Source organism: Sphingomonas sp. OV641, from assembly GCF_900109205.1.
GTDB lineage: Bacteria > Pseudomonadota > Alphaproteobacteria > Sphingomonadales > Sphingomonadaceae > Sphingomonas.
The window spans coordinates 143,886-165,513 of sequence record NZ_FNZB01000001.1 but is presented as its reverse complement, the minus strand read 5'-3'; the positions used below and the strand labels follow the sequence as shown (position 1 = coordinate 165,513).

The window sequence follows — 21,628 nt, the reverse complement described above, 5'->3', positions numbered from 1 at the left end:
TTTTCACCCCGGCACGATATCGAACGCCACGGTCAGGCGCGGTTCTTCGCCGCTGAACGGCTCCGTGCCGTGCCACAGGTAAGACGGGAAAAGTGCAAGCATGCCGGGTTCGGGCCGCAGCCGCCGGAAAGGCTCCAGCGGCGGTGTTGTCGCAATCCCCGGCCGCCCGAACGCCAGCCAGCCCTCTGGTTCTCGCGCCACGACCTTTGGTAGCGACACGTAAAAAGCGGATGATAGCCAACCCTCCGGGTGAACATGGTCGGTGTGAAAGCCGCCCGGTTGCAGCTGAACCGACCAGGCGCCGGCTATTCTCCAGCCCACCCCGATCCGCCGCCGCACAGGATCATCGCCCCGCGCCAACCCGGCGACGTGCGCATCGATCAGCACCGGCAACGTCGCGAAAAGCGCCTGGATCACTGGCACCTGCACCTTTGTCAGATCGACCTGCGTCTGGCTGCCATGCCGCAGTGACTGACCCAGCGGATGCGACCGCCAGCCGTGCAGTTCCCGCAACGCACCCGCCAGCTCGTGCAGAAACGCATCGCGATCGGACCAGCCCGCCGGAACGGGAATAAGGTCGTGCGAAATCAGAGCCTTGTCCTCGCACAACAGCGTGTGGCGCGTGTCACCCGAAAGCCGCCATGCCGTGGCAAGCAGGGCCAGGGCCGCCTGGTCGTCTGGCGCCGCCGCCACCACCCGCTCGGCCAGGCCGACAGCTTCCCCGATCCGCCCTGCATGAAGCAGCGCCTCGACCGCCGCCCTCGCCGCCTCAACAGACGCGGGCGCAATCTTCAAGGCGGCCGTGGCATGGGCCAGCTGGGCCGCCGCGTCGCCAGCGCGCCCCGCCTGAGCCGCGGCCGTCAGCTGCAATGCCAGGTCGCCCGGCGCGCGCTGCAACGCCTGCGCCACCACCCGCCGGGCAGCAGCATGATCGCCGATCCCGCCAAGCACCGTGGCGCGAACAAGGGCAAGCTCCCGCGTGTCGGGTGCGCCATCCAGTGATCGCATCGCCTCCGCCGGCGAAGCACTCAGCATCCAGCGCAATTGCGCCAGATCGCGATGCGCCACCGCATAATCGGGACGGCGCCTGATCGCCTCTTCATAGGCGTGTTCGGCGGCAGCCGTATCGCCCATCGCCTGAAGCGACCGTGCGCGCACCAGCCATGTTTCAGGCGCGTTCCCCCCCTTGTGGATGGCGCGCTGCGTGGCGGCGATCGCACCGGCATGATCCCCCAGATCGCCAAGCGTCGCCGCCAGATTGTGCTCGGCGACCGCGCTTTGCGGCCGCATCCGAACGGCAGCGGCATAGGCCTGCGCGGCGCCCGGCAGATCCCCCGCCGCCTTCAAGGCGGCTGCGCGAGCGCTCCAATCCTGCTCCTTTGCCGGGTCCATGCACCTGACTATCCGTCAGCCAAGACCGGTGGCAAGCGGCGTTCGTGGCGGCACCCCCATCCCGTCACGAACCTTTTGCATCGCTACACGCCGCGCGGACCTGCCCAAGTCACGTCAGCCCTCGACGCGCTCGATGATCAGCGCCGGCGCCATGCCGCCAAAGGCGCATTGCGTGATCAGCGCATAGCGGCCGCCGGTGCGCTCCAGTTCGTCAAGCGCGGTGCCGATCAGCATCGAGCCCGTCGCGCCGATCGGATGCCCCAGCGCGATGGCGCCGCCGTTGACGTTCACCTTGGCACGGTCCAGCCCCAGATCACGGATCGCTTTCTCCGTCACGATGGCGAACGCCTCGTTAATTTCCCAAACATCGATGTCGTCAACTGTCAGGCCCGCACGCTGCAGCGCCTTCTTCGCGGCGGGAACCGGCGCGTTGAGGATCAGCGTGGGGCAATCGCCATGGTTCACCGCGGTGACGATCCGCGCCCGCGCCTTCCAGCCATTCGCCTTCAGCCCTTCCTCCGATGCGAGCAGCAGTGCCGCAGAGCCGTCGACCACGCCAGACGACGTGCCGGCATGATGCACCGGCTTCCAATCCAGATCCGGGTACTTGCGCTGGATCATCTGCTTCATCGTCGTGCCGTCCGGCGAGGCGGCGACGTCGTTGATCGCCACGAAACTCGGCTTCAGCGTCGCCAGGCTTTCGGCCGTCGTCTGCGGACGCGGGAACTCGTCGCGATCGAGGGCGAGCGAGCCGTCGTCGTTATACACGGGTACGACGCTCTTATCGAAACGTCCCTCTTCCATCGCCACGGCCGCCCGGCGCTGGCTCTCGGCACCAAAGGCATCGAGCTCCTCGCGCGTGATGCCCTCCATGCCGGCAATGGCATCCGCAGCGACGCCGACGTGCGAGATCGGGTGTTCGTCGTACAGCGCGTAATTGCCTTTGGCGCGGCCGAGCTGCGCAAGGGGGGTGCCCTGTTCCCAGCTGTCCGCCTCCGCATGGTGGCTCATCATTTCAGTGCCGCCAGCGATCACGACATCCTCGAACCCGGCGATGATCTGCGATGCGGCGAAGCCGACGCTGCTGATCCCGCCACCGCAATAGCGATCCAGCGTCACGCCGGACGCCTTGGTGTCATAGCCGGCGTAGAGCGCGGAGAGGCGGCCGAGATCCCCGCCCTGCTTGCCGCGCTGCTGGCTGGTCGACCAGATGATGTCGTCCACCTTGGACGTATCGAGATTGTTGCGCTCCTTCAGCGCCTTCAGCACGGTCGCGCCGAGATGCTGCGGGTGAAGATGCGTCAGCGCGCCCTTGCCCAGCTTGCCACCCCCGCGCGGGGTGCGAACGGCATCGACGATATAGGCGGTGGTCATGGTCGTACCTCTTTGAAGTCCGGACTTGTCCTTGGGCCGGGTCGCAGCCCCACTCGCGCCGTCATCCCGGACTTGATCCGGGATCCGACGTGCCGCGTACGCATCGGCCTCAGTGTGTGCGGAACCATGGATCCCGGATCAAGTCCGGGATGACGGGTGGAACAGTCGGTGTTCCGCACCCTCAATTCACCGAGGCGCCATGCGGATCGCGCCGTCCAGCCGGATCGACTGGCCGTTGAAATAAGCATTGCGCACCAGTTCCAGCACCAGCGAACCATATTCGTCCGGCTTGCCCAGCCGCTTGGGAAACGGCACCGACGCATTGAGGTTGTCGAACACCTGCTGCGGCAATTTGCCGAGCAGCGGCGTGCCGAAGATCCCGGGCATGATCGCATTGACGCGAATGCCGAGGTCCATCAGGTCGCGCGCCATCGGCAGGACCATGCCGTTCACGCCCGCCTTGCCCGCGCCATAGGCGACCTGCCCGATCTGTGCGTCCTGCGCCGCGACCGACGAGGTCATGATGATCGTTCCGCGCTCGCCATCCTCCAGCGGCTCCAGGCCTGCCATGCCGAAGGCGGAGAGCGACGCCATGCGGTAGCTGGAGATCAGGATGCCGTCGGTGGCGAAGGCGAAATCCTCCGTGGAGAAGCGCGTGAACTCGCCAGTCTGCTTGTTGCGACCGACAGTCTTGCCCTTGCGGTTCGCCATCGCGCAATGGACCAGGATGCGCTCCTGGCCGTGCGCCGCGCGTGCCTTTTCGAAGCCGGCGAGCACCGACTCCTCGCTCATGATATTGACGTGGCAGAAGATGCCGCCGATCGCATCGGCGACCTCCTGTCCCGCTTCCTCGTTCAGGTCGAAAATGGCGACCTTCACGCCGGCGGCGGCGAGCGCCTCGGCACTGGCGCGGCCGAGGCCGGAGGCGCCGCCCGTCACGACGGCGGCGGTATCAGCGGTAATCTGCATGAAATGGTCCCTTGTTGATCATGTAAGAATTCACGCCGCCCGGCGCATCGCCACGGCGGCGCGCCAGAAGCAGGCGGCGGACAGGAAGGAGACGAGCGAGGTGGCGACCAGCGCATAACGCACGCCCTCCGCCTCGCCGTAGCTCGTCGCGAACATGTCGCTGATCAGGCCGGTCAGCAACGCCCCAAGCCCCAGCCCACCGGCATTGAGCACGAACAGGAAGATCGCCGTGGCGGTCGATCGCGAGCGTTGCGGAATCATCCCCTGAATGCCGGCGAACACCGGGCCGAACCACATGTTCTTGAAGAACAGCGGCACGGCGAGCAGCGCCAGGATCGTCAGCCCGCTGCCGAGGAAGAACACCGCCGCGAGCAGCGGCCCGGCAATCAGCATCGAGATCGCGGCCACCATGCCGTATCCGCCTGGTCCTTGCGCCGCGAAGCGATCGCCGAGGCGGCCGCCGACCAGCGTCCCGATCCCGCCCGACACGCCAAGAACGATGCCCAATGCCACGCCCACGAATGCCAGCGGTCCGGCAAAGCCGACGCTTTGCGCCGCCGCGGCCAGTTCGGGCGTATAGTTGCGCAGGAAGAAGGAGACGTAGAACGCCTGCTGGCCATAGCCGACAAAGGAGGTGATCGCCGATCCCGCCGCCAGCCACCAGAAGGCCGGCTGCTGGCGAAGCTGCGCCAGTACCGCGCTCAGCGGCAGCAGGTTCGCGCGCGAGGCCGGCGTGCTGCTCGGCCGCGGATCACGCAAGGTGGCAAAGGCGATCAGTGCCAGGATCACCCCCGGCGCGCCCGCCACCATGAACGCCGCCCGCCAGCCATAGCTTTGCGCGACGATCCCGCCGAGCACGAGGCCCGCCAGCGAGCCGACTGGCACGCCCATCGAAAAGGTGCCCAATGCCGACGCGCGTTTGTTGAGCGGCACGCTGTCGGCAATCAACGACTGCGCCGATGGCGTGCAACCCGCCTCACCCACGCCCACACCGATCCGCGCCAGCAGGATCTGCACGAAGGTGGTCGACATGCCGCAGACCACCGTGAAGCCGCTCCAAACGACCAGGCAGCCGGCGATGATCCGCCCGCGATGCCAGCGCTCGGCCAGCCGCGCCATCGGAATGCCCAGCGTCGTATAGAACATTGCGAAGCCAAGGCCGGTCATCGCGCCGAGCTGCCAATCCGCCAATCCCAGGTCGCGCTTGATCGGTTCGGCCAGAATGTTGACGATCTGCCGGTCGACGAAATTGAGCATGTAGACGATCGTCAGCAGCCCAACCGTGTAGCGGGCCGCGATCGCGCTTGGCAGCGGAAAGTCCTGGGGCGTCGCCTCTGGCGTGATCGCCTCAGCCTCCGCCTCAGCCACGTCGGTCAACGCACGTGCCGCACTGCTCATGCTGCCATCCCTTCGTTATTGTCTTGGGCGATCAGCGCATCCCGCAGACGTCGCTTGACCAGTTTGCCTGCGTCCGTCCGCTCCAGCGTCTGGCGAAAGACATAGCGACGCGGCACCTTGACTGCGCTCAGCCCTTCACGCGCGAAGGCGTCCAGCCGCGCGGCAAGCTCGGGCTCGTTCACCACGGGCCATGTTCGTGGCTCGATCAGTGCCGTCACCTGCTCGCCCATCTCCGCGTCGGGCATGCCGATCACCGCAGCGTCCGCGACGTCGGGATGCTCCAGCAGTCGGTTCTCCACCTCCTGCGGATAAATGTTCACGCCGCCCGAGATGATCATGAAATTGGCGCGGTCGGTCAGGAACAAAAAGCCGTCCGCATCGACACGGCCGATATCGCCAAGCGTGGGCCAGCCATGCTGATTATAGGCGGCCGCGGTTCGTTCGGAATCATTGTGGTAACTGAACGGATTGGGGTTGGCGAAGCGCACCAGCCCTTCCTCCCCGATCGGCAATTCCTCGCCATCCTCGCCGCAAATGCGGATCTCGCCCTGTATGGCCCGCCCAACCGTGCCGGGCCGCGCGACCCAATCGGCGCAGGTCGCGACCGTCAGCCCCACCCCTTCGGTCCCGCTATAGAATTCACCGATGATCGGCCCCAGCCAGGCGATCGCCTGATGCTTCAGCGGCACGGGGCATGGCGCACCGGCGTGGAATACGGACTTCAGCGTGGAAAGATCATGGCGCGTCCGTTCCGCCTCTGGCAGCGCCAGCATCCGCGCGAGATGCGTCGGCACGACCTGCGCCACCGTCACCTTATATCTGTCGATCGCCGAGAGCGCCGCGACCGCGTCGAACTTCTCCATCAGGACCACCGTCCCGCCCAGACGGTGGATCGCGAGGCTCCAGCGCAGCGGCGCTGCATGGTAAAGCGGCGCAGGACATAGATAGACGCTGTCCTGAGCGTAGCCGAAAAAGCGTGAACCGATCTCCACCGCGCGCGGCGGCTGCTCGAAACTGGCCGGCAATGGCGACTTGATGCCCTTTGGAAAGCCGGTTGTGCCGGACGAATAGAGCATGTCGGTGCCGGGCGCCTCCCCGTCCACCGGGACTTCCGGGAAGCGACGGATCGTCGCCACGAGATCGTCATCCAGGCACGTCGTCGGACAAGGCAATTGTGCGTCGCCCAGCCGCCCCAGAACCTTGGCCGACAGGATCGCCAGGCGCGCATCGGCGTCGCGCAGAATGTAGGCCACTTCGCCCTGCGTCAGCGCAGTGGCAATCACCAGATAGTGGACGCCGATCCGCTGCATCCCCCAAACCAGCTCATAGAATCGCGGGTGGTTCTCCGCCATCAGCGCAACCACGTCGCCGGCGCGCACGCCCTGCGACTGGAGCCAGTGCGCCACCTGATTGGCGCGTGCTTCCAGTTCGGCGTAGGTAACCTGTTCGCCGCTGCCAGCCATGATGTAAGCGGCTTTGCCGGGCGTCTCCCCGGCGAAGTGACGCGGATGCATCGGCTATACCTCTCCTTGTTCGTTGCGGACCGGTCGATTGCGAACGGGTGGCTTGAGTGCGTCAGGCCGCCAGCATGACCCGTCTGGCCGGTTCAGTTCTGCTCCGGCGCAACGCCCAATCCTCTCAGGATGAAGTCGAGCGCGGCGGCGGTATAGGTGCGGACAAAGGCGTCCTGTGACGGCGCGCCATCCATCAGATCGCCAAACGGCACGCGTGTTGCGAACAGATACTGGCAGGCACCGACGATCAGGAAATAAGCGTGATTGGGGTCGATCGCGCGAAACTCGCCAGTGGCGATGCCGGCCTCGATGATCCGGCGCTGCGCCTTGATCAGCGGTTCGACGAAATTTGCCTTGATGCGGCTGGACGCCTCGGATTCGGACTCACGCACCAGCCGGTTGAGCAGACCGTTCAGATACGGATGCCGCGCATAGGTGCGGATGATTCCGGTAACGTGCAGCTTGAGCTTCTGCGTCGGCGAGACATCAAGGTCGATCAGCTGTTCCAGCTGCCCCAGCGAGCGAGCCGTGTCCGACTCTACCAGGGCCGTCATCAGCCCTTCCTTGCTGCCGAAGTAATATTTGATCAGCGGCGCGGTCACACCTGCGCGACGCGCAATGGCGTGCAGCGAAACCTCGCTGCTGCCCCGGACGATCATCAGGTCGCGTGCCGCATCGAGCAGAATCTCGCGTCCCGAGGCACCAAGGCGGGCACTTCCCGCGCCTGACGCGGCCGCTTCGGCTAGCGGGGTGACCGCGCCAACATCCACCGCATCGGCAATCGCGGCCCCGCGCTCGCTCACGGACATGCCGCGGACTCCACGAAGGCGTTCGTCCGGATCGATAACAAAGTTTGTCGCCTCGAACTCATCTGCTCTCCCGTCGGTCGCACGCCGACTGCCCTATCTCTAACGCCTTTTTTCACGTGTGTAAAACGCGAGATTAAAGGCTGTTAAAACCATGCCTATCCGAAGCGCAACGTGGCGCTCACTTAACGGCACTACCAAGCGCCGCTTGACCTCAGGTGAGTGACAGAACCGCGTTCTTTCACTCCCGCGCATCCACAACACCGCCGTTTTGACGCTTGTAAAGCGCGAAGTGAAAGAGCATTAAGCGCTCAGTTGTCCAATCGTTAAGTCCGAAGTTGTAAAGCGCGTCACAAGGGGCGTGCGCTGAAAGCCCAAATTTGGGCGCGGCGCAGCACGGCTGATCGACGCGGCGTTCAAGGGAGAGGAAAGCCTGTGAAGCTGTTCAACATTATGGCGTGCTGTTCCACCATCGCGCTGTGCGCGACGCCCGCCATGGCTCAGACCCAAACGCCTCCCGCTGGACTTGGCACCGTGCCGGACGCGGCGATCGCTGGGGAAGCCGAAAAGGGCACGCCAGGCCAGTCCCAGACCGAAGCGCTTTATCCCGCCAGCGAGGCGCCGACCGCGTCCGCATCCTCGACCGATGGCGATATCGTCGTCACCGGTTCGCGCGTCGTCTCCAACGGCTACCAGGCCCCCACTCCGATCACCGTCGTCGGCAGCGAGGACCTGAAGAACTCCGCGCCCAACATCACTGACGCGTTGCGCCAGCTGCCGCAGCTGACTGGATCGACCGGCCCGGCCACGCCAAGCTTCACGCCCGGCGGATCGGTATCCAGTACGTCGAGCACGGCCAACCTGCGCAACCTCGGCATTACCCGCACGCTGGTGCTGCTCGACGGCCGCCGCCCGCCTGCATCAGGTGTCACCGGTACCGCCGATATCGCCATGTTCCCGCAGCAGCTGATCAAGCGCGTCGACATTGTCACCGGCGGCGCCTCTGCCGCTTACGGGTCAGATGCGGTGGCGGGCGTCGTCAACTTTGTCCTGGATACCAAATTCCGTGGGGTGATGGCCGAAGCACGCAACGGCATCTCCACGCATGGTGACGGGCACAGCTGGGCAGTCGAGGCCTCGGGCGGCTTCGGGTTCGCTGGCGATCGCGGCAGCGTGATCCTGTCCGGCAGCATCAACGAACAGGATCCGATTGATGGCCGCCAGCGCGATTGGGCGCAGCGCGGCTGGGCAACGATCCCAAATCCCACTTACACGCAGACCAATGGCCAGCCGCAGCTGTTGCTGCGGGAGGACGTGAACCTTGCCGCCGCCACCTATGGCGGCCTCATCACCGGCGCACGTCGCGGCGCAACGCGCGTCGGCGCCGGCTCGCTGCGCGACATTCAGTTCGACGCCAGCGGCGCGCAGTCGCTTTATCAGCACGGCGATCTGTTCACCGGCACGGTCGAGGTGGGCGGCGAAGGGCCTCGCTACCCGGCGGCAATCGTGTCCGACCTCAACGCCAAGACGGCGTTCGGTCATGCCGAGTTCGAGTTCAGCAACGATTTTTCGGTCTTCGCCGAGGGCGGCTACGGCTATTCCAAGACCTTCTACCCCCTGCTGATGCCCTTCTTCATCGGCAGCGGCGGCCTGGTGATCCAGGCCGACAACGCCTATTTGCCGGAGAACATCCGTCAGACCATGGCGGCGAACGGCTTCACCTCCATTGAACTCGGCAAGCTGGACGGCACCTGGGGCCAGAACCTGGTCACCAACACCACTAAGACGCTGAACCTCACCACCGGCTTCAAGGCGTCCCTGGGCGGCTTCACCGTTGACGGCTATTACGAGCACGGCGAGACCCGCTTTACGCTGGAAACGGAAAATCAGCGGAATAACGCCAATACGCGCGCTGCCGCCGACGCCGTCGTCAACCCGGCAACCGGCCAGATCGTGTGCCGCTCGACGCTGAGCAATCCCACCAACGGCTGCGTGCCGTGGAACCCGTTCGGCACGGCGCCGATGACGGCCGAGCAGCGCGCCTACCAGCAGGGCAGCGGCTTCGCCCGCTCGGTCGCCAAGCAGGACGTCGTCGCGCTCACGGTGCGCGGCAATCTGTTCTCCACCTGGGCGGGCGATGTCGCAGCGGCAGTCGGCGCCGAGTATCGTGACATGTCCGGTGACATCCGTGTCGATCCGATCTCCAGCGTGATCGGCTTCAACGCCACCAATCCGCAGGCTTCCGCAGGCAGCTACAACGTCAAGGAAGCGTTCGGCGAGGTTCTGGTGCCGCTGTTTCGTGGCGACAAGTTCCTGCAATCGGTCGATTTCAACGGTGCGATCCGCCGCACTGACTACAGCACCAGCGGCGGCGTCACCACCTGGAAGCTCGGCCTGACCGGCGAAGTCTTCTCCGGTCTGCGTCTGCGCGGCACCTATTCGCGTGATATTCGCGCGCCCAACATCGGCGACCTGTTCGGTCCGCGTTCGCGCAACGTCGTCGCGATCGTCGATCCGTTCAACAACAATCAGGTGACGCAGAACGTCTTCACCTTCACCGGCAGCAATCCTGATCTGGTGCCCGAACGCGCCAAGACGATCGCCGCCGGTCTCTCCTACCGGCCGGACTTCATTCCCGGCCTCGGCTTCTCGATCGACTATTATAAGATCAAGATCGAGGATGCGATCACGACATTGTCGGCGCAGCAACTGGTTAATCAGTGCTTCGCGGGTGATGCAGGCCTCTGCGCACTTACCGTGCGCGGGCCGGACGGGCGCCTAACCGACGTGAACGGCGTCGCGCTCAATATCGCCACGGTGCAGATTTCCGGCCTCGATTTCGACGCCAGCTATTCCACCGATCTCGCCGGCGGCAAGCTGAGCCTGCGCGGCATCGCCACCTACCTCGACGATTATACCCAGGAAGCGCGCGGCGTGGCGGCGGTGCAATATGCCGGCACCGGCTCCTTCCCCAGCTGGCGTGCCAATCTGCAGGCGACCTACACCTCGGGCGGCACGACGATCTCGATCCAGGAGCGGTTCATCGCGGCCCACCGCCGCGCGATCCCGCCGGTGACGGTCGATATCGATCGCGTGCCGGAGGTGTTCTACACCAATCTGACGCTGCGGCAGCAGTTCGAGGCAGGCGATGCGAAGCCGGAGCTGTTCGTGTCGATCAACAACCTGTTCGACAAGGATCCGCCGCCCTCGGACACCAACAACATCACGCTCGGTACCTCGCGCGTGGTCGATCCGCTGCTCTACGATACGGTCGGGCGGTACATCACGATTGGCGGCCGTATCCGCTTCTGATCATCCGGAGCGGCGGCTGGCCCGCCGCTCCCCTCCTCAACTTGGGGCAAGGCCGATGGCCTTGCCCCTTTTCGTGTCAGGCGCTCACTGGCTGCATCACATAGCTGTCGCGCAGCTGCCGCTTCAGCACCTTGCCGATCGGGCCGCGCGGCAATTCATTCACCAGGCAGACATCTGCCACCCGCTGCATCTTGCCGAGCCGCCCGTTCAGCCACGTCATGAGCGCCGCGCCATCCTCGCCCGGCGCGACGACGAACGCGACCGGCGTCTCGCCCCACGTATCGCTCGGCACGCCCACGACGCTCGCCTCGATCACCTGATCATGGGTGATCAGCACCGCTTCGATGTCCGACGGATAGATGTTGAAGCCGCCGGAGATGATCATGTCCTTCTTGCGATCGACGATGGAGAGAAAGCCGTCTTCATCCAGCCGACCGATATCGCCGGTGCGCTGCCAGATGCTGCCGTCAGGCGCGGTCCAGCGGCAGGCGGCGGTCTCTCCCGGACGATTGTGATAACCGATCATCATGCTGGGCGAGCGGGTGACGATCTCGCCCTGCTCGCCGGGGGGCACGTCTTGGTCCTCGTCGTTCAGCAGGCGCAACTCGCCCCCAGGCGCGATCGTGCCGACCGTGTGGAGCTTGTCGCGATGCTCATGCGCGAACAGCACGAAACTCGCGCCGCCCTCGGTCATGCCATAGAATTCCACCAGCCCGCCGGGCCAGCGATCCAGCATCTCCTGCTTCAGCGCCGGAGCGAATGGCGCAGAGGTGCAATATTTCACCCGAAAGGCGCTGAGGTCGGTGCGATCGAAGTCGGGATGGGCCAGCAGCCGGCTGCACATCACGGGCACCAGCATGGCGTGGGTGGCGCGATGCCTTTCCGCCGCCGCCAGCCAGGCACCCGCGTCGAACTTCGCCATCAAAACGATCGTGCCCCCTGCCCCGATCGTCTGGACCAGCGATGAAAGCGTCGTATTCGAGTAGAGCGGCGTCGCCAGCATCGTCACCGCATCGGCGCCATAGCCGCGCGCCGCGCCGCTTTCGAGCATGCGTGCGCGATACAGGAAGGGCTGCACGATCCCCTTGGGGGAGCCGGTCGTGCCCGAGGAATAGATGATCGTCATCGGCGCATCGGGCGTGACCGGCGCTTGCGAAACAGACACCTCGTCCGGCGCCATCCAAGCGCCGATCTCATCCATCGCTACCGTGATGGTTTCGCAGGCGACTTCCCCTTTTTGATCGGTGAACAGCAGGCGCGCGCCCGAATCCGCGATCATGGCAGCCTGCGCTGCCCGGTCGGCGGATACCGGGATGGCCGCGAGCACCACGCCGGCGCGCGCGGCGCCGACCATCAGCGCCAGATACAGCGCACTATTCGCGGCGAGCACCGCAACCGTATCGCCGACACCGATGCCATCCCGGTCAAGCGCGCCTGCCATGCGCAGGCCAAGCCGATGAAGCGCATCATAGCTCAGCGTCTCGGCCCCGGTGATCACGGCAATGTGCGTCGGCGCCTCGCGCGCCCTGCGCTCGATCGCCAGTGCCAGGGTATCCACCGATGCTGTGCTCATCGCTCATCCTCTTCACTTTTTTACGGGCAGTAAGGCCGCACTTCTTTCGCTCTTGCGATTGGCGCTGCCGCGTTTTAACGCACATAAAATCGCGTTTGCAAGCTGCGCCTCCCAGCAGGCGCCAAGTGAAAAAGGGGAGAGCTGATGACCCGTGACGACTTGATGTTCCGTGACGGCCTGCTGAAGGATCAACGCATCCTCGTCACCGGCGGCGGCACTGGCCTGGGAAAGGTCATGGCCGAGGCGTTTCTGATCCTTGGGGCGGAGGTCTTCATCTGCGGCCGGCGCGGCAGCGTGCTTGATGCGACCGCGGACGAACTCATGGAACTGCATGGCGGCAAGATGGTCGGCCTCGCCTGCGACATCCGGGACGCTGACGCGATCGAGGAAACGCTCGACCGGATCTGGGCCAATGGCGGGCCGTTGACCGGCCTCGTCAACAACGCCGCAGGCAATTTCGTCAGCCGCACGCAGGATCTCTCGATGCGCGGCTTCGACGCCATTTCGAACATCGTTTTCCGTGGTTCCTTCGCCATGACGCTGGCGTGCGGCAAGCGCTGGATTGCTGAGGGCATTCCCGCATCGGTGCTGTCGATCCTCGCCACCTGGGTCTGGAATGGCTCGGCGTTCACTGTTCCCAGCGCCATGTCGAAGGCTGGCGTCAACGTGATGTCGCAGAGCCTGGCGGTCGAATGGGCGGATCGTGGCATCCGGCTGAACTGCATCGCGCCGGGCACCTTCCCGACAGAGGGCATGTCCGCCCGCCTGCGCCCGACCGAAGGTGACGGCGCGTTCCGCGACACCGCTGATTATCCGATGGGTCGGGTCGGCCGCATGCCGGAGCTCGCGAACCTCGCCGCGTTCCTGATGTCGCGCCAGGCCGAGTATCTCACCGGACAGACCATCGCCATCGATGGCGCGCGCTATCTTGCGACCGGCGGCAATTTCTCGTCCATGCGGTCCTGGTCGGACGAACAATGGGCTGAGGCGCGTGAGTCGATTTACGCGACCACGGCCAAGGACAAGGCTCAGCGCACCGTCTGACGGGTGCGCCGGGCAGCACGGTACGAACAGGACACAAGAAGGGCGGCCACAACAGATCGCCGCCGCGTCAAGGGAGATGGAAGATGTTGCAAGGCATTCGTATCGTTGAGCTTGCCAGCTATGTGGCAGGCCCCGGAGCCTGCGGCATCTTGTCGGACTGGGGCGCGGAAGTGATCAAGGTGGAGCCCCCTGCGGGTGATCCCTTTCGACAGTTCTTCGGCTCGATCGGCTTGGAGAACACCGAAAACCGCGTGTTCGATAATGACAATCGCGGCAAGCGCTCGATCGCGCTCGATCTGACCGCGCGCGATGATGCGGAGGTGCTGCGGCGATTGGTCGCGACCGCCGACGTGTTCGTCACCAACACCCGTCCGGCCAGTCTGGAGCGGCTGGGCCTTGGCTGGGAACAGCTTCGCGCGATCAAGCCCGATCTGATCTTCGCCAATTTCACCGGCTATGGTGCGAACGGTCCGGAGGCGGACAAGCCCGGTTTCGATATCACCGCTTTCTGGGCGCGGTCGGGCCTTTGCGCGCTGACAACCGTGAAGGGTGGCGATCCGGCGCAGCTTCGCACCGGCATTGGCGATCACATGGCGGCGATGGGCCTTGTGGCCGGCATCATGGGGGCATTGTTCCATCGCGCGCGCACCGGCGAGGGGCAGAAGCTGGAAACGTCGCTGCTGCGCATGGGCATCTATGCCGCCTCGTGCGAGCACGCGATCCAGCTTCAGATGAACAAGCTCGCCTCCACCAAGGCGCGGCCGGAAGCGGTGAACCCGCTCAACAACTTCTTCCAGTCGGCGGACGGCCAATGGTTCGTCATGGTTCCCCGCCAGGGATCGGGCGATTGGCCGCGCATCGCCCGGGCGATCGGCCGGCCCGAGCTGCTGGAGGATGACCGGTTCAGCGGCGTGCGCGCGCGGCGAACGAACGGCCCGGCGCTCGTCGACATCCTTGATGCGGCGTTTGCCGCCATGAGCTGGGCCGAGGTGCAGGTGGCACTGGAGGCGGAGAAGCTGATCTTTGGTCCTGTGCAGTCCGTGGCACAGGCGACGCGCGATCCCCAGGCGCTGGCGGCCGGCTGCTACGTCGACGCGCAAGGAGCCGATGGCGCGGCGATCCGTCTGCCGGCGACGCCGATCGATTTCGAGGCGCATACGCCGTCGGCGCGGCTCGCACCGGCGCTGGATGCCGATGGCGCTGCGATCCGCGCCGAACTGGGGCTGTGATCGGGCGATAGCGGGGGCTGCTCGTTCCTTGGCCCGTCGGGCTGAAAGTGCTGCATCACCGGCGCTTTCGGACCGGCGAAGGCCCCGGCTGTGCCTGAGAGCTACGTCAGACCACGTCGCTCGGGGTCTGGCCCGTCATGCCGAAAGCGTTCTCACGCAGCCGATCGAGCAGATACCGGCCATAGGGTTGCGGGGGGTTACTCGCGATCAAGGTCGGAACGTATCGGCCGAGCGACGCGCCCTGGCTGAAGGTAAATTCGCCGAAATAGGGCCGGTCAGCCAGCAGCAGGTCGATCCGCACATAATCGAACGGGCGCGACAGGGCCGTGGCCAACGCCGCCATGTCGGCCAACAGCTCGGGCTGGGCAAGTTGCCAGCCTCCCACAGCGGGCGTGCCATCATCGGCATGATAAGGTTCGAAATGCGGGAGCCGGTAGAGGCGGCGCAGGTGATTGGGCCCGAACCGATCATGATCGACCTGAAGCAGGACAGGCGTGCCGCGAACGCACATGAACTTGTAATCGTCCGGCGGCGCTCCGTCGGCTTTGCGCACCGCATCCTCGATCACGATGCGCCGTGGCAGCCCGGCATATTGGGTTTCGCGCATCTGCCAGAAGTAATCGTCGCGCCAGGCCTGAAAGGCCCAGTGGGCAAGCTCTCGCGTGATGCCCTGCGCAAACCATAGCGTGGCGCCACTGCCATGGGCGGGCTTCGCCACCAGGTCTTCACCGGCAAAGCGGCTCAAGCGATCGTAGAGCACGGACGCATTGGGCATGTCGTCCATCGCGATCATCCCGCGGGTGCGCGGAATGCCGACGGACGCCGACAGGCGAGCCGCTTCCTCCTTGGCCGTGATCTTGTCCACGCAGCGCCGTTCGAGATCGCTCCACCGGTTGCCCGTCATGCGGTGGAAGATGAAGTCGTTGATTGTGCTTTCGGGCGCATTGGGCAGCGCCGGACGGCGACCGTGAACGCGCCGGAAATAGACGCCTGCGACCAGGCGATTGATGCCGCGATGATTAGGCAGCAGCCGGCACAGCGCGACCCAGGCAAGACGAACCACGGCGCGCGCATGGCGCGCCAGGCGCGACGGCCTTTCCGCGCGAGAACTCACCGTTCGGGTCAGCTCGGCCGCGCCGCCCGCTGGTCGCCCTATGACCATTGCTTCTCCGGCTCCCTCGACCGGGGAGAAGGTCAGGATGTCTGCGGCGCATTCCGCAACGCCTAGGCACGCGGCGGGCTGGACGTCGCTTATTGTTGTCGTCGCCAAACGACGCATAAGGCCCCCTGCTTCACGCGTACGCTACCAGCAACTTCGGGCTTGGCGCAGGCGCGATCAATAGGGATGTAAACGGAGTGCAAAGCAGCCTCTCATCGGCATTCCTCCGATGCTTGCGATGCCTCGACTCGCCCAGCGGCTGTTGATCTCCCTCCCTGTTTCCCGGTGGGACCAAGCACTCCGGCTATATGGAGCAGGCGAGCCAAGGCGCCGTTCGGCAGCACTTGGAAAGGATCTTGTAGAAAAATACCATCCGGTACAAAACAGATGTTGACGCAGCGCAGCGCGATTTCTATACCATGTGGTATCGAACGAGTGCCGCTTCGGCGCTCTCATGGAAAGGGCGCTGTCATGCCTCCTTGTTCTTTCGGAGCAAGCCGCGGGTCGTAGCCCGCGCGCTGTTCCTGCATCATTCAAATGCCGTGATGGTCGGCCGCGGTCACGCGCGGCGGCGATCGCTCCTGCACGTGTCCGTCTTTCATCCGGGTGGCCGGGGGATGGCGCGCGCCCAAATCAGAAAAGGGGAATACCGATGGCCTATCTCGCATTCGACGAGTTCGGTGCCGTCCAGCAAGCTGCCACGGCCGACCGCCCGGCCATTGACCGTCTGTCGCCTCTGGAATGGGCGGTGGTCGTGCTTGCCCGGGGTGACACGCTGGCGACGCTGCGTGAGCCGGGCCGATTGTCGGTCGCACTCGGCAATCTGTTCGGCAAGCAAGCCAATCCGCGGCTGGCCGATCCAAGGCTGGAGGCGCTGCGCCGCCTGGCGGTACGCGTCTGGCACGATCGGGCGTCGGTGCCGGCGCAGGAGATGGCGGAGTTTCTCGCGGCCGGCTTCACCACCGGCCAGTATCACACCATGCTCGCCAGCATCCGTGCGGCGACGTTCAACAAGGCGCAACGCGCATGAACATGCACAGCAAGATCGAGGCCGCGCCGGAGACCGTCGTGGCCGAACCAAGGAAGCGAACCTGGCGCACGGGCGCGCTGATCGGTGCGCCGGTGCTGCTGGCGCTGGCGGGCGCAGCAGCCCTGAACCGCGAGCAGCCGGCGATCGCCGCACCGCCGCCGCCGACCGTGACGGTGGCGGCCCCGCTCGTCCGCCCGATAACCGAATGGGACGATTATGTCGGCCGGTTCGAGGCCAGCAAGTCGGTGGAGGTGCGCCCGCGCGTGTCGGGCGCGGTGACCGCGGTTCACTTCACTGACGGCGCGATCGTGAACAAGGGCCAATTGCTGTTCACCATCGATCCGCGGCCATTCACCGCCGCGCTCGCGGAGGCGCGCGCCGGGCTCGCCAGCGCGCGCAGCGACGTGGCGCTGGCGCGCGCGAACCTCGAACGCGGCAATCGGCTGGTGGCTGACGAAGGCATTTCGAAGAGCGACCTCGATCAGCTCAATGCGCAAATGCGCGCCGCCAATGCCGCGCTTGCTGCGGCCGAGGCGCGCGTGCGGGCGCGGTCGCTTGATGTGGAGTTCACGCAGGTGCGCGCACCGATCGGCGGGCGCGTGTCGGACCGGCGGATCGATCCGGGCAACCTCGTCGCCGGCGGGGATACCAGCGGCACGTTGCTGACCACGATCAATGCGCTCGACCCGATCTATTTCGCCTTCGACGGCTCCGAGGCGCTGTTCCTCAAGACCAAGCGCGCGCAGGCGGCGGGCGAGGCGGCGTCGCCGGTCGAGATCAAGCTGCAGGATGAGGGCGAGTATCGCTGGGACGGGCGGCTCGATTTCACCGACAACGGCCTGGACCCGCGCTCGGGCACCATCCGTGGCCGCGCGGTGCTGCGTAACCCGGACCTGTTCCTGACGCCGGGCATGTTCGGCAACATGCGCCTTTCGAGCGGCGGCACGGCACCGGCGCTGCTGGTACCCGACTCTGCGGTGCAGACCGACCAGGCGCGCAAGACGCTGCTGACCGTCGCGCACGACGGCACGGTGGCGGCAAAGGCGGTGCAGCTGGGGCCAGTGGTCGACGGCCTGCGCGTCGTGCGCCGCGGGCTGGCCGCGAGCGACCGCGTGGTCATCAGCGGAACGCAGATGGCGATGCCGGGCACCAAGGTGAACGTCCGCGCCGGCCGCATCGCGCCGGTGCACGAGGCCGCGCCGCCCGGCGCCGGGGGCGTCGCGGTGGCGAGCCAGGCGACGTTCGCAAGCCGCTAGCCCGCCGCTCCTTCCACCCCCCGTTCGTGCTGAGCCTGTCGAAGCACGTGCCCGGCTAGAGCCGCCAGCGGCTCGTGCGGAACACGCTCTTCGACAAGCTCAGAGCGAACGGAGTGGAGGTGTTCCACCCCACACGGCCCAAACAAGCCAACCTTTTAGGTTGTATCGCCATTCAGTTCAGACCGAGCCGAAAATGGTAGTTCTGCGCGACCCGGAGCGCAGCGTACTTCAGTACGTGAGCACCGGAAGCGCGGGAAACTGCCATTTGCAGGCCGGTATGGGCTGAATGGCGATGCAAGCTAATCCTCGCACCCGGGGAGCATCCCATGCGCCTGTCGCGCTTCTTCATCACCCGCCCGATCTTCGCCGGCGTTATCGCAGTGATCATCACCATCATCGGCGCGATCGCCTATTGGCAGCTGCCGGTCGCGCAATATCCGGACATCGTCCCCCCCACCGTCACCGTCACCGCCACCTATCCCGGCGCATCCGCGGAAACCGTCGCCGAGACGGTCGCCGCGCCGATCGAGCAGGAGATCAACGGCGTCGACAACATGCTCTACCAGAGCTCGCAGTCGACCGGCGACGGCGTCGTCACCATCACCGTCACGTTCAAGATCGGCACCGATCTCGATGCCGCGCAGGTGCTGGTGCAGAACCGCGTCGCCATCGCCGTGCCGCGCCTGCCCACCGAGGTGCAGCGGCTCGGCGTCGTCACGCGCAAGACCAGTCCCGACTTCCTGATGGTCGTCAACCTGATCTCGCCGGATAACTCGCTCGATCGCGGCTATATCTCGAACTACGCGCTCACCCAGGTCCGCGACCGGCTCGCCCGCATCGACGGCGTCGGCGACGTGCGCCTGTTCGGCAGCCGCGACTATGCCATGCGCATCTGGATCGACCCCGGCCGCGCCGCCGCGCTGAACCTCACCGCGGGCGATATCGTCGCCGCCTTGCGCGCGCAGAACGTGCAGGTCGCCGCCGGCACGCTCGGCCAGCCGCCCTATTCGCAGGGCAACGCCTTCCAGCTCAACGTCGAAACGCAGGGGCGCCTCGTCGATCCCGCGCAGTTCGGAAACGTGATCGTCCGTACCGATGCGGAGGGCCATCAGGTCCGCGTGCGCGACGTCGCGCGGGTCGAGCTCGGCGCGCAGGATTATAACTCCAACACCTATCTCTCCGGCCAGCCGACTGTCATCGCCGCGGTCTTCCAGCGCCCCGGCACCAATGCGCTCGCCGCCGCCGAGAAGGTGACGGCCGAGATGGAGACGATGTCCAAGTCCTTCCCCAAGGGCCTCGCCTATCGCGTGATCTACAACCCCACCGAATTCATCGCGCAATCGGTGGACGCGGTGATCCACACCTTGTTCGAGGCGATGGTCCTCGTCGTCCTCGTAATCCTCGTATTCCTCCAGAAATGGCGCGCGGCGATCATTCCGATCGTGGCGATCCCGGTGTCGCTGGTCGGCACGTTCGCGGTGCTCGCCGCCTTCGGCTACTCACTCAACACCCTGTCGCTGTTCGGGCTGGTGCTGGCGATCGGCATCGTCGTCGACGACGCGATCGTCGTGGTCGAGAATGTCGAGCGCAACCTCGCCGCCGGCCTCACCCCGCTGGAGGCCGCGCGCACCTCGATGGACGAGGTGTCGGGCGCGCTGGCCGCGATCGTGCTGGTGCTGTGCGCGGTGTTCGTGCCGACGCTCTTCCTCACCGGCATGTCGGGCGCCTTCTACCAGCAGTTCGCCGTCACGATCGCGACCGCGACGATCATCTCGCTGATCGTCTCGCTCACGCTCTCTCCCGCACTCGCCGCGATCCTCCTGAAAGGCCACGAAGCGGAAGGCCCCGGCAACCGCGTCACCCGCGCGATCGGCCGGGCGGGCGACTGGTTCAACCGCAGCTTCGAGCGGCTGAGCGACCGTTACGCGCGCCTCACCGACAAGCTCGTCCGCCGCCCGAAGAGCATGATGCTCACCTATGCCGGGCTCATCGCCGCGACGGGGGCGATCTTCGTCGCCACCCCCACCGGCTTCATCCCGGCACAGGACCAGGGCTATTTCCTCACCGTCGTCCAGCTCCCCGCCGGCGCCTCGGTCGAGCGCACCGACGCCGTCGTGCAGAAGGTCGCCAGGCGCATCCTGCCGCTCGACGGCGTGAAGGGCGTCGTCATGCTCGCGGGCTTCGACGGCCCGTCGCAGACGCTCGCGCCGAACACCGCCGCCGCCTATGTTCCGCTCAAATCCTTCGAGGAGCGCGCCGATCTCGGCGTCACCTTCGCCGGCATCATGGACAAGGTGCGCGCCGCCACCGCCGATATCGACGAGGCCCGCATTCTCGTCATCCCGCCGCCGCTCATTCAGGGCATCGGCTCGGCCGGCGGCTATCGCATGATCGTGCAGGATCGCGAGGGCGGCGATTATCGCAAACTCGGCGAAGAGACGCAGAAGCTGCTCGCCAAGGCGAACCAGACCGAGGGGCTGGCGCAGGTCTTCACCTTCTTCGACACCGCCACGCCGCGCATCTTCGCCGATATCGACCGCGCCAAGGCCGACATGCTCGGCGTGCCGCCGGAGCGCGTGTTCGAGGCGCTGCAGGTCTATCTCGGCAGCGCGTTCGTCAACGACTTCAACCTGCTCGGCCGCACCTATCGCGTCACCGCACAGGCCGACGCACCGTTCCGCTCCACCCCGGCGGACATCGCCAACCTCAAGACCCGCTCGAACAGCGGGGCGATGGTGCCGATCGGCTCGGTCAGCAATTTCGAGGACCGCACCGGCCCCTATCGCGTCACGCGCTACAACCTCTTCCCCGCGGTCGAGGTGGATGGCGAGACCGCCCCGGGCTATTCCTCGGGCGCGTCGCTGGTGGCGATGGAGAAGATCGCCGCCGAGACGCTGCCCAAGGGCTATGGCACCGAATGGACCGGCATCGCCTTCCAGGAGAAGGCCGCCGGCAGCACCGCGGGCATCGTCTTCGCGCTGGCGGTGGTGTTCGTCTTCCTCGTGCTGGCGGCGCAATACGAGAGCCTGTTCCTGCCGCTGTCGATCATCCTGATCGTGCCGATGTGCCTGCTCGCGGCGATGGTCGGCGTGAACCTGCGCGGCATGGACAATAACGTCCTCACGCAGATCGGGCTGGTCGTGCTGATCGCGCTCGCCGCGAAGAATGCGATCCTTGTGGTCGAATTCGCCAAGCAGGCCGAGGAGCAGGACGGCCTCTCGCCGGTCGAGGCCGCGGTGCGCGCGGCGCAGGATCGCCTGCGCCCGATCCTGATGACCAGCTTCGCCTTCATCCTGGGCGCGGTGCCGCTGCTGATCGCCACCGGCGCCGGCGCGGAACTGCGGCAGGCGCTGGGGACGGCGGTGTTCTTCGGGATGATCGGCGTCACCGGCTTCGGCCTGATCTTCACCCCCACTTTCTACGTCGTCTGCCGCGGGCTGGCGGCGCGGATCGGCCGCCGGCGCGAGCGCCACACCGACCCCGCGCTGCAGCCCGCCGAGTAAGGAGCATATCCATGTTCACACACACCACCACCCTGCACCCCGGCGAAGGCCGGGGCCCAGTTGGGGAAC

At 66.0% G+C, this 21,628-nt stretch carries 14 protein-coding genes; 6 read left to right on the top strand and 8 right to left on the bottom strand.

The genetic code is table 11. The features are described 5' to 3' along the window. Nucleotides 1–3 precede the first annotated feature (3 nt). The 6 genes from BMX36_RS00720 to BMX36_RS00695 form a co-directional block, all read right to left on the bottom strand. Nucleotides 4–1,392, bottom strand: coding sequence for a 2OG-Fe(II) oxygenase family protein (locus BMX36_RS00720; protein ID WP_093063308.1), 1,389 nt, complete (start codon nucleotides 1,390–1,392; stop codon nucleotides 4–6). 114 nt (nucleotides 1,393–1,506) lie between these two features. Beyond that, on the bottom strand, nucleotides 1,507–2,766 hold the full coding sequence (locus BMX36_RS00715; protein WP_093063307.1) for an acetyl-CoA C-acetyltransferase: 1,260 nt from the start codon (nucleotides 2,764–2,766) through the stop codon (nucleotides 1,507–1,509). Between the two features lie 186 nt (nucleotides 2,767–2,952). Continuing rightward, nucleotides 2,953–3,735 (bottom strand): SDR family oxidoreductase, encoded by a 783-nt coding sequence (locus BMX36_RS00710; protein WP_066775418.1) that lies wholly within the window; start codon nucleotides 3,733–3,735, stop codon nucleotides 2,953–2,955. 30 nt (nucleotides 3,736–3,765) lie between these two features. Further along, complete coding sequence (locus tag BMX36_RS00705; RefSeq protein ID WP_093063306.1) at nucleotides 3,766–5,133, bottom strand: spinster family MFS transporter; 1,368 nt, start codon at nucleotides 5,131–5,133, stop codon at nucleotides 3,766–3,768. Continuing rightward, nucleotides 5,130–6,647 (bottom strand): AMP-binding protein, encoded by a 1,518-nt coding sequence (locus BMX36_RS00700; RefSeq protein ID WP_093063305.1) that lies wholly within the window; start codon nucleotides 6,645–6,647, stop codon nucleotides 5,130–5,132. Before BMX36_RS00700 ends, BMX36_RS00705 begins: the two co-directional genes overlap by 4 nt. Nucleotides 6,648–6,739: 92 nt before the next feature. Continuing rightward, nucleotides 6,740–7,456 (bottom strand): TetR family transcriptional regulator, encoded by a 717-nt coding sequence (locus BMX36_RS00695; protein WP_093063304.1) that lies wholly within the window; start codon nucleotides 7,454–7,456, stop codon nucleotides 6,740–6,742. Nucleotides 7,457–7,888: 432 nt separating this feature from the next. Between BMX36_RS00695 and BMX36_RS00690 the strand changes: the two genes are divergently transcribed. Next, on the top strand, nucleotides 7,889–10,765 hold the full coding sequence (locus tag BMX36_RS00690) for a TonB-dependent receptor plug domain-containing protein (protein WP_093063303.1): 2,877 nt from the start codon (nucleotides 7,889–7,891) through the stop codon (nucleotides 10,763–10,765). A 76-nt stretch (nucleotides 10,766–10,841) separates the two neighbouring features. On the opposite strand, the gene BMX36_RS00685 is transcribed toward BMX36_RS00690, so the two are convergent. Beyond that, nucleotides 10,842–12,338 (bottom strand): class I adenylate-forming enzyme family protein, encoded by a 1,497-nt coding sequence (locus BMX36_RS00685; protein WP_093063302.1) that lies wholly within the window; start codon nucleotides 12,336–12,338, stop codon nucleotides 10,842–10,844. Between the two features lie 144 nt (nucleotides 12,339–12,482). Between BMX36_RS00685 and BMX36_RS00680 the strand changes: the two genes are divergently transcribed. Both BMX36_RS00680 and BMX36_RS00675 read left to right on the top strand, forming a co-directional pair. After that, the gene (locus BMX36_RS00680) at nucleotides 12,483–13,382 is read left to right on the top strand and encodes an SDR family oxidoreductase (RefSeq protein WP_093063301.1); all 900 of its coding nucleotides are present in this window, start codon (nucleotides 12,483–12,485) and stop codon (nucleotides 13,380–13,382) included. Nucleotides 13,383–13,465: 83 nt separating this feature from the next. Next, nucleotides 13,466–14,611: a CaiB/BaiF CoA transferase family protein gene (locus tag BMX36_RS00675; RefSeq protein ID WP_093063300.1), complete on the top strand. Its 1,146-nt coding sequence runs from the start codon at nucleotides 13,466–13,468 to the stop codon at nucleotides 14,609–14,611. Nucleotides 14,612–14,717: 106 nt separating this feature from the next. Here the strand turns inward: BMX36_RS00675 and BMX36_RS00670 are convergent, their stop codons facing one another. Next, entirely contained in the window at nucleotides 14,718–15,674 is a 957-nt protein-coding gene (locus tag BMX36_RS00670; RefSeq protein ID WP_177178969.1) for an ATP-grasp fold amidoligase family protein, read from the bottom strand. Between the two features lie 748 nt (nucleotides 15,675–16,422). Here BMX36_RS00670 and BMX36_RS00665 point away from each other — a divergent pair. The 3 genes from BMX36_RS00665 (at nucleotide 16,423) to BMX36_RS00655 (ending at nucleotide 21,559) form a co-directional block, all read left to right on the top strand. Next, a complete protein-coding gene (locus BMX36_RS00665; protein WP_177178968.1) occupies nucleotides 16,423–16,800 on the top strand; it encodes a hypothetical protein in 378 nt (125 codons plus the stop codon). Then, nucleotides 16,797–18,056: an efflux RND transporter periplasmic adaptor subunit gene (locus tag BMX36_RS00660; protein ID WP_218142115.1), complete on the top strand. Its 1,260-nt coding sequence runs from the start codon at nucleotides 16,797–16,799 to the stop codon at nucleotides 18,054–18,056. Before BMX36_RS00665 ends, BMX36_RS00660 begins: the two co-directional genes overlap by 4 nt. A gap of 326 nt (nucleotides 18,057–18,382) precedes the next feature. After that, entirely contained in the window at nucleotides 18,383–21,559 is a 3,177-nt protein-coding gene (locus tag BMX36_RS00655) for an efflux RND transporter permease subunit (RefSeq protein WP_093063298.1), read from the top strand. Nucleotides 21,560–21,628: the final 69 nt, after the last annotated feature.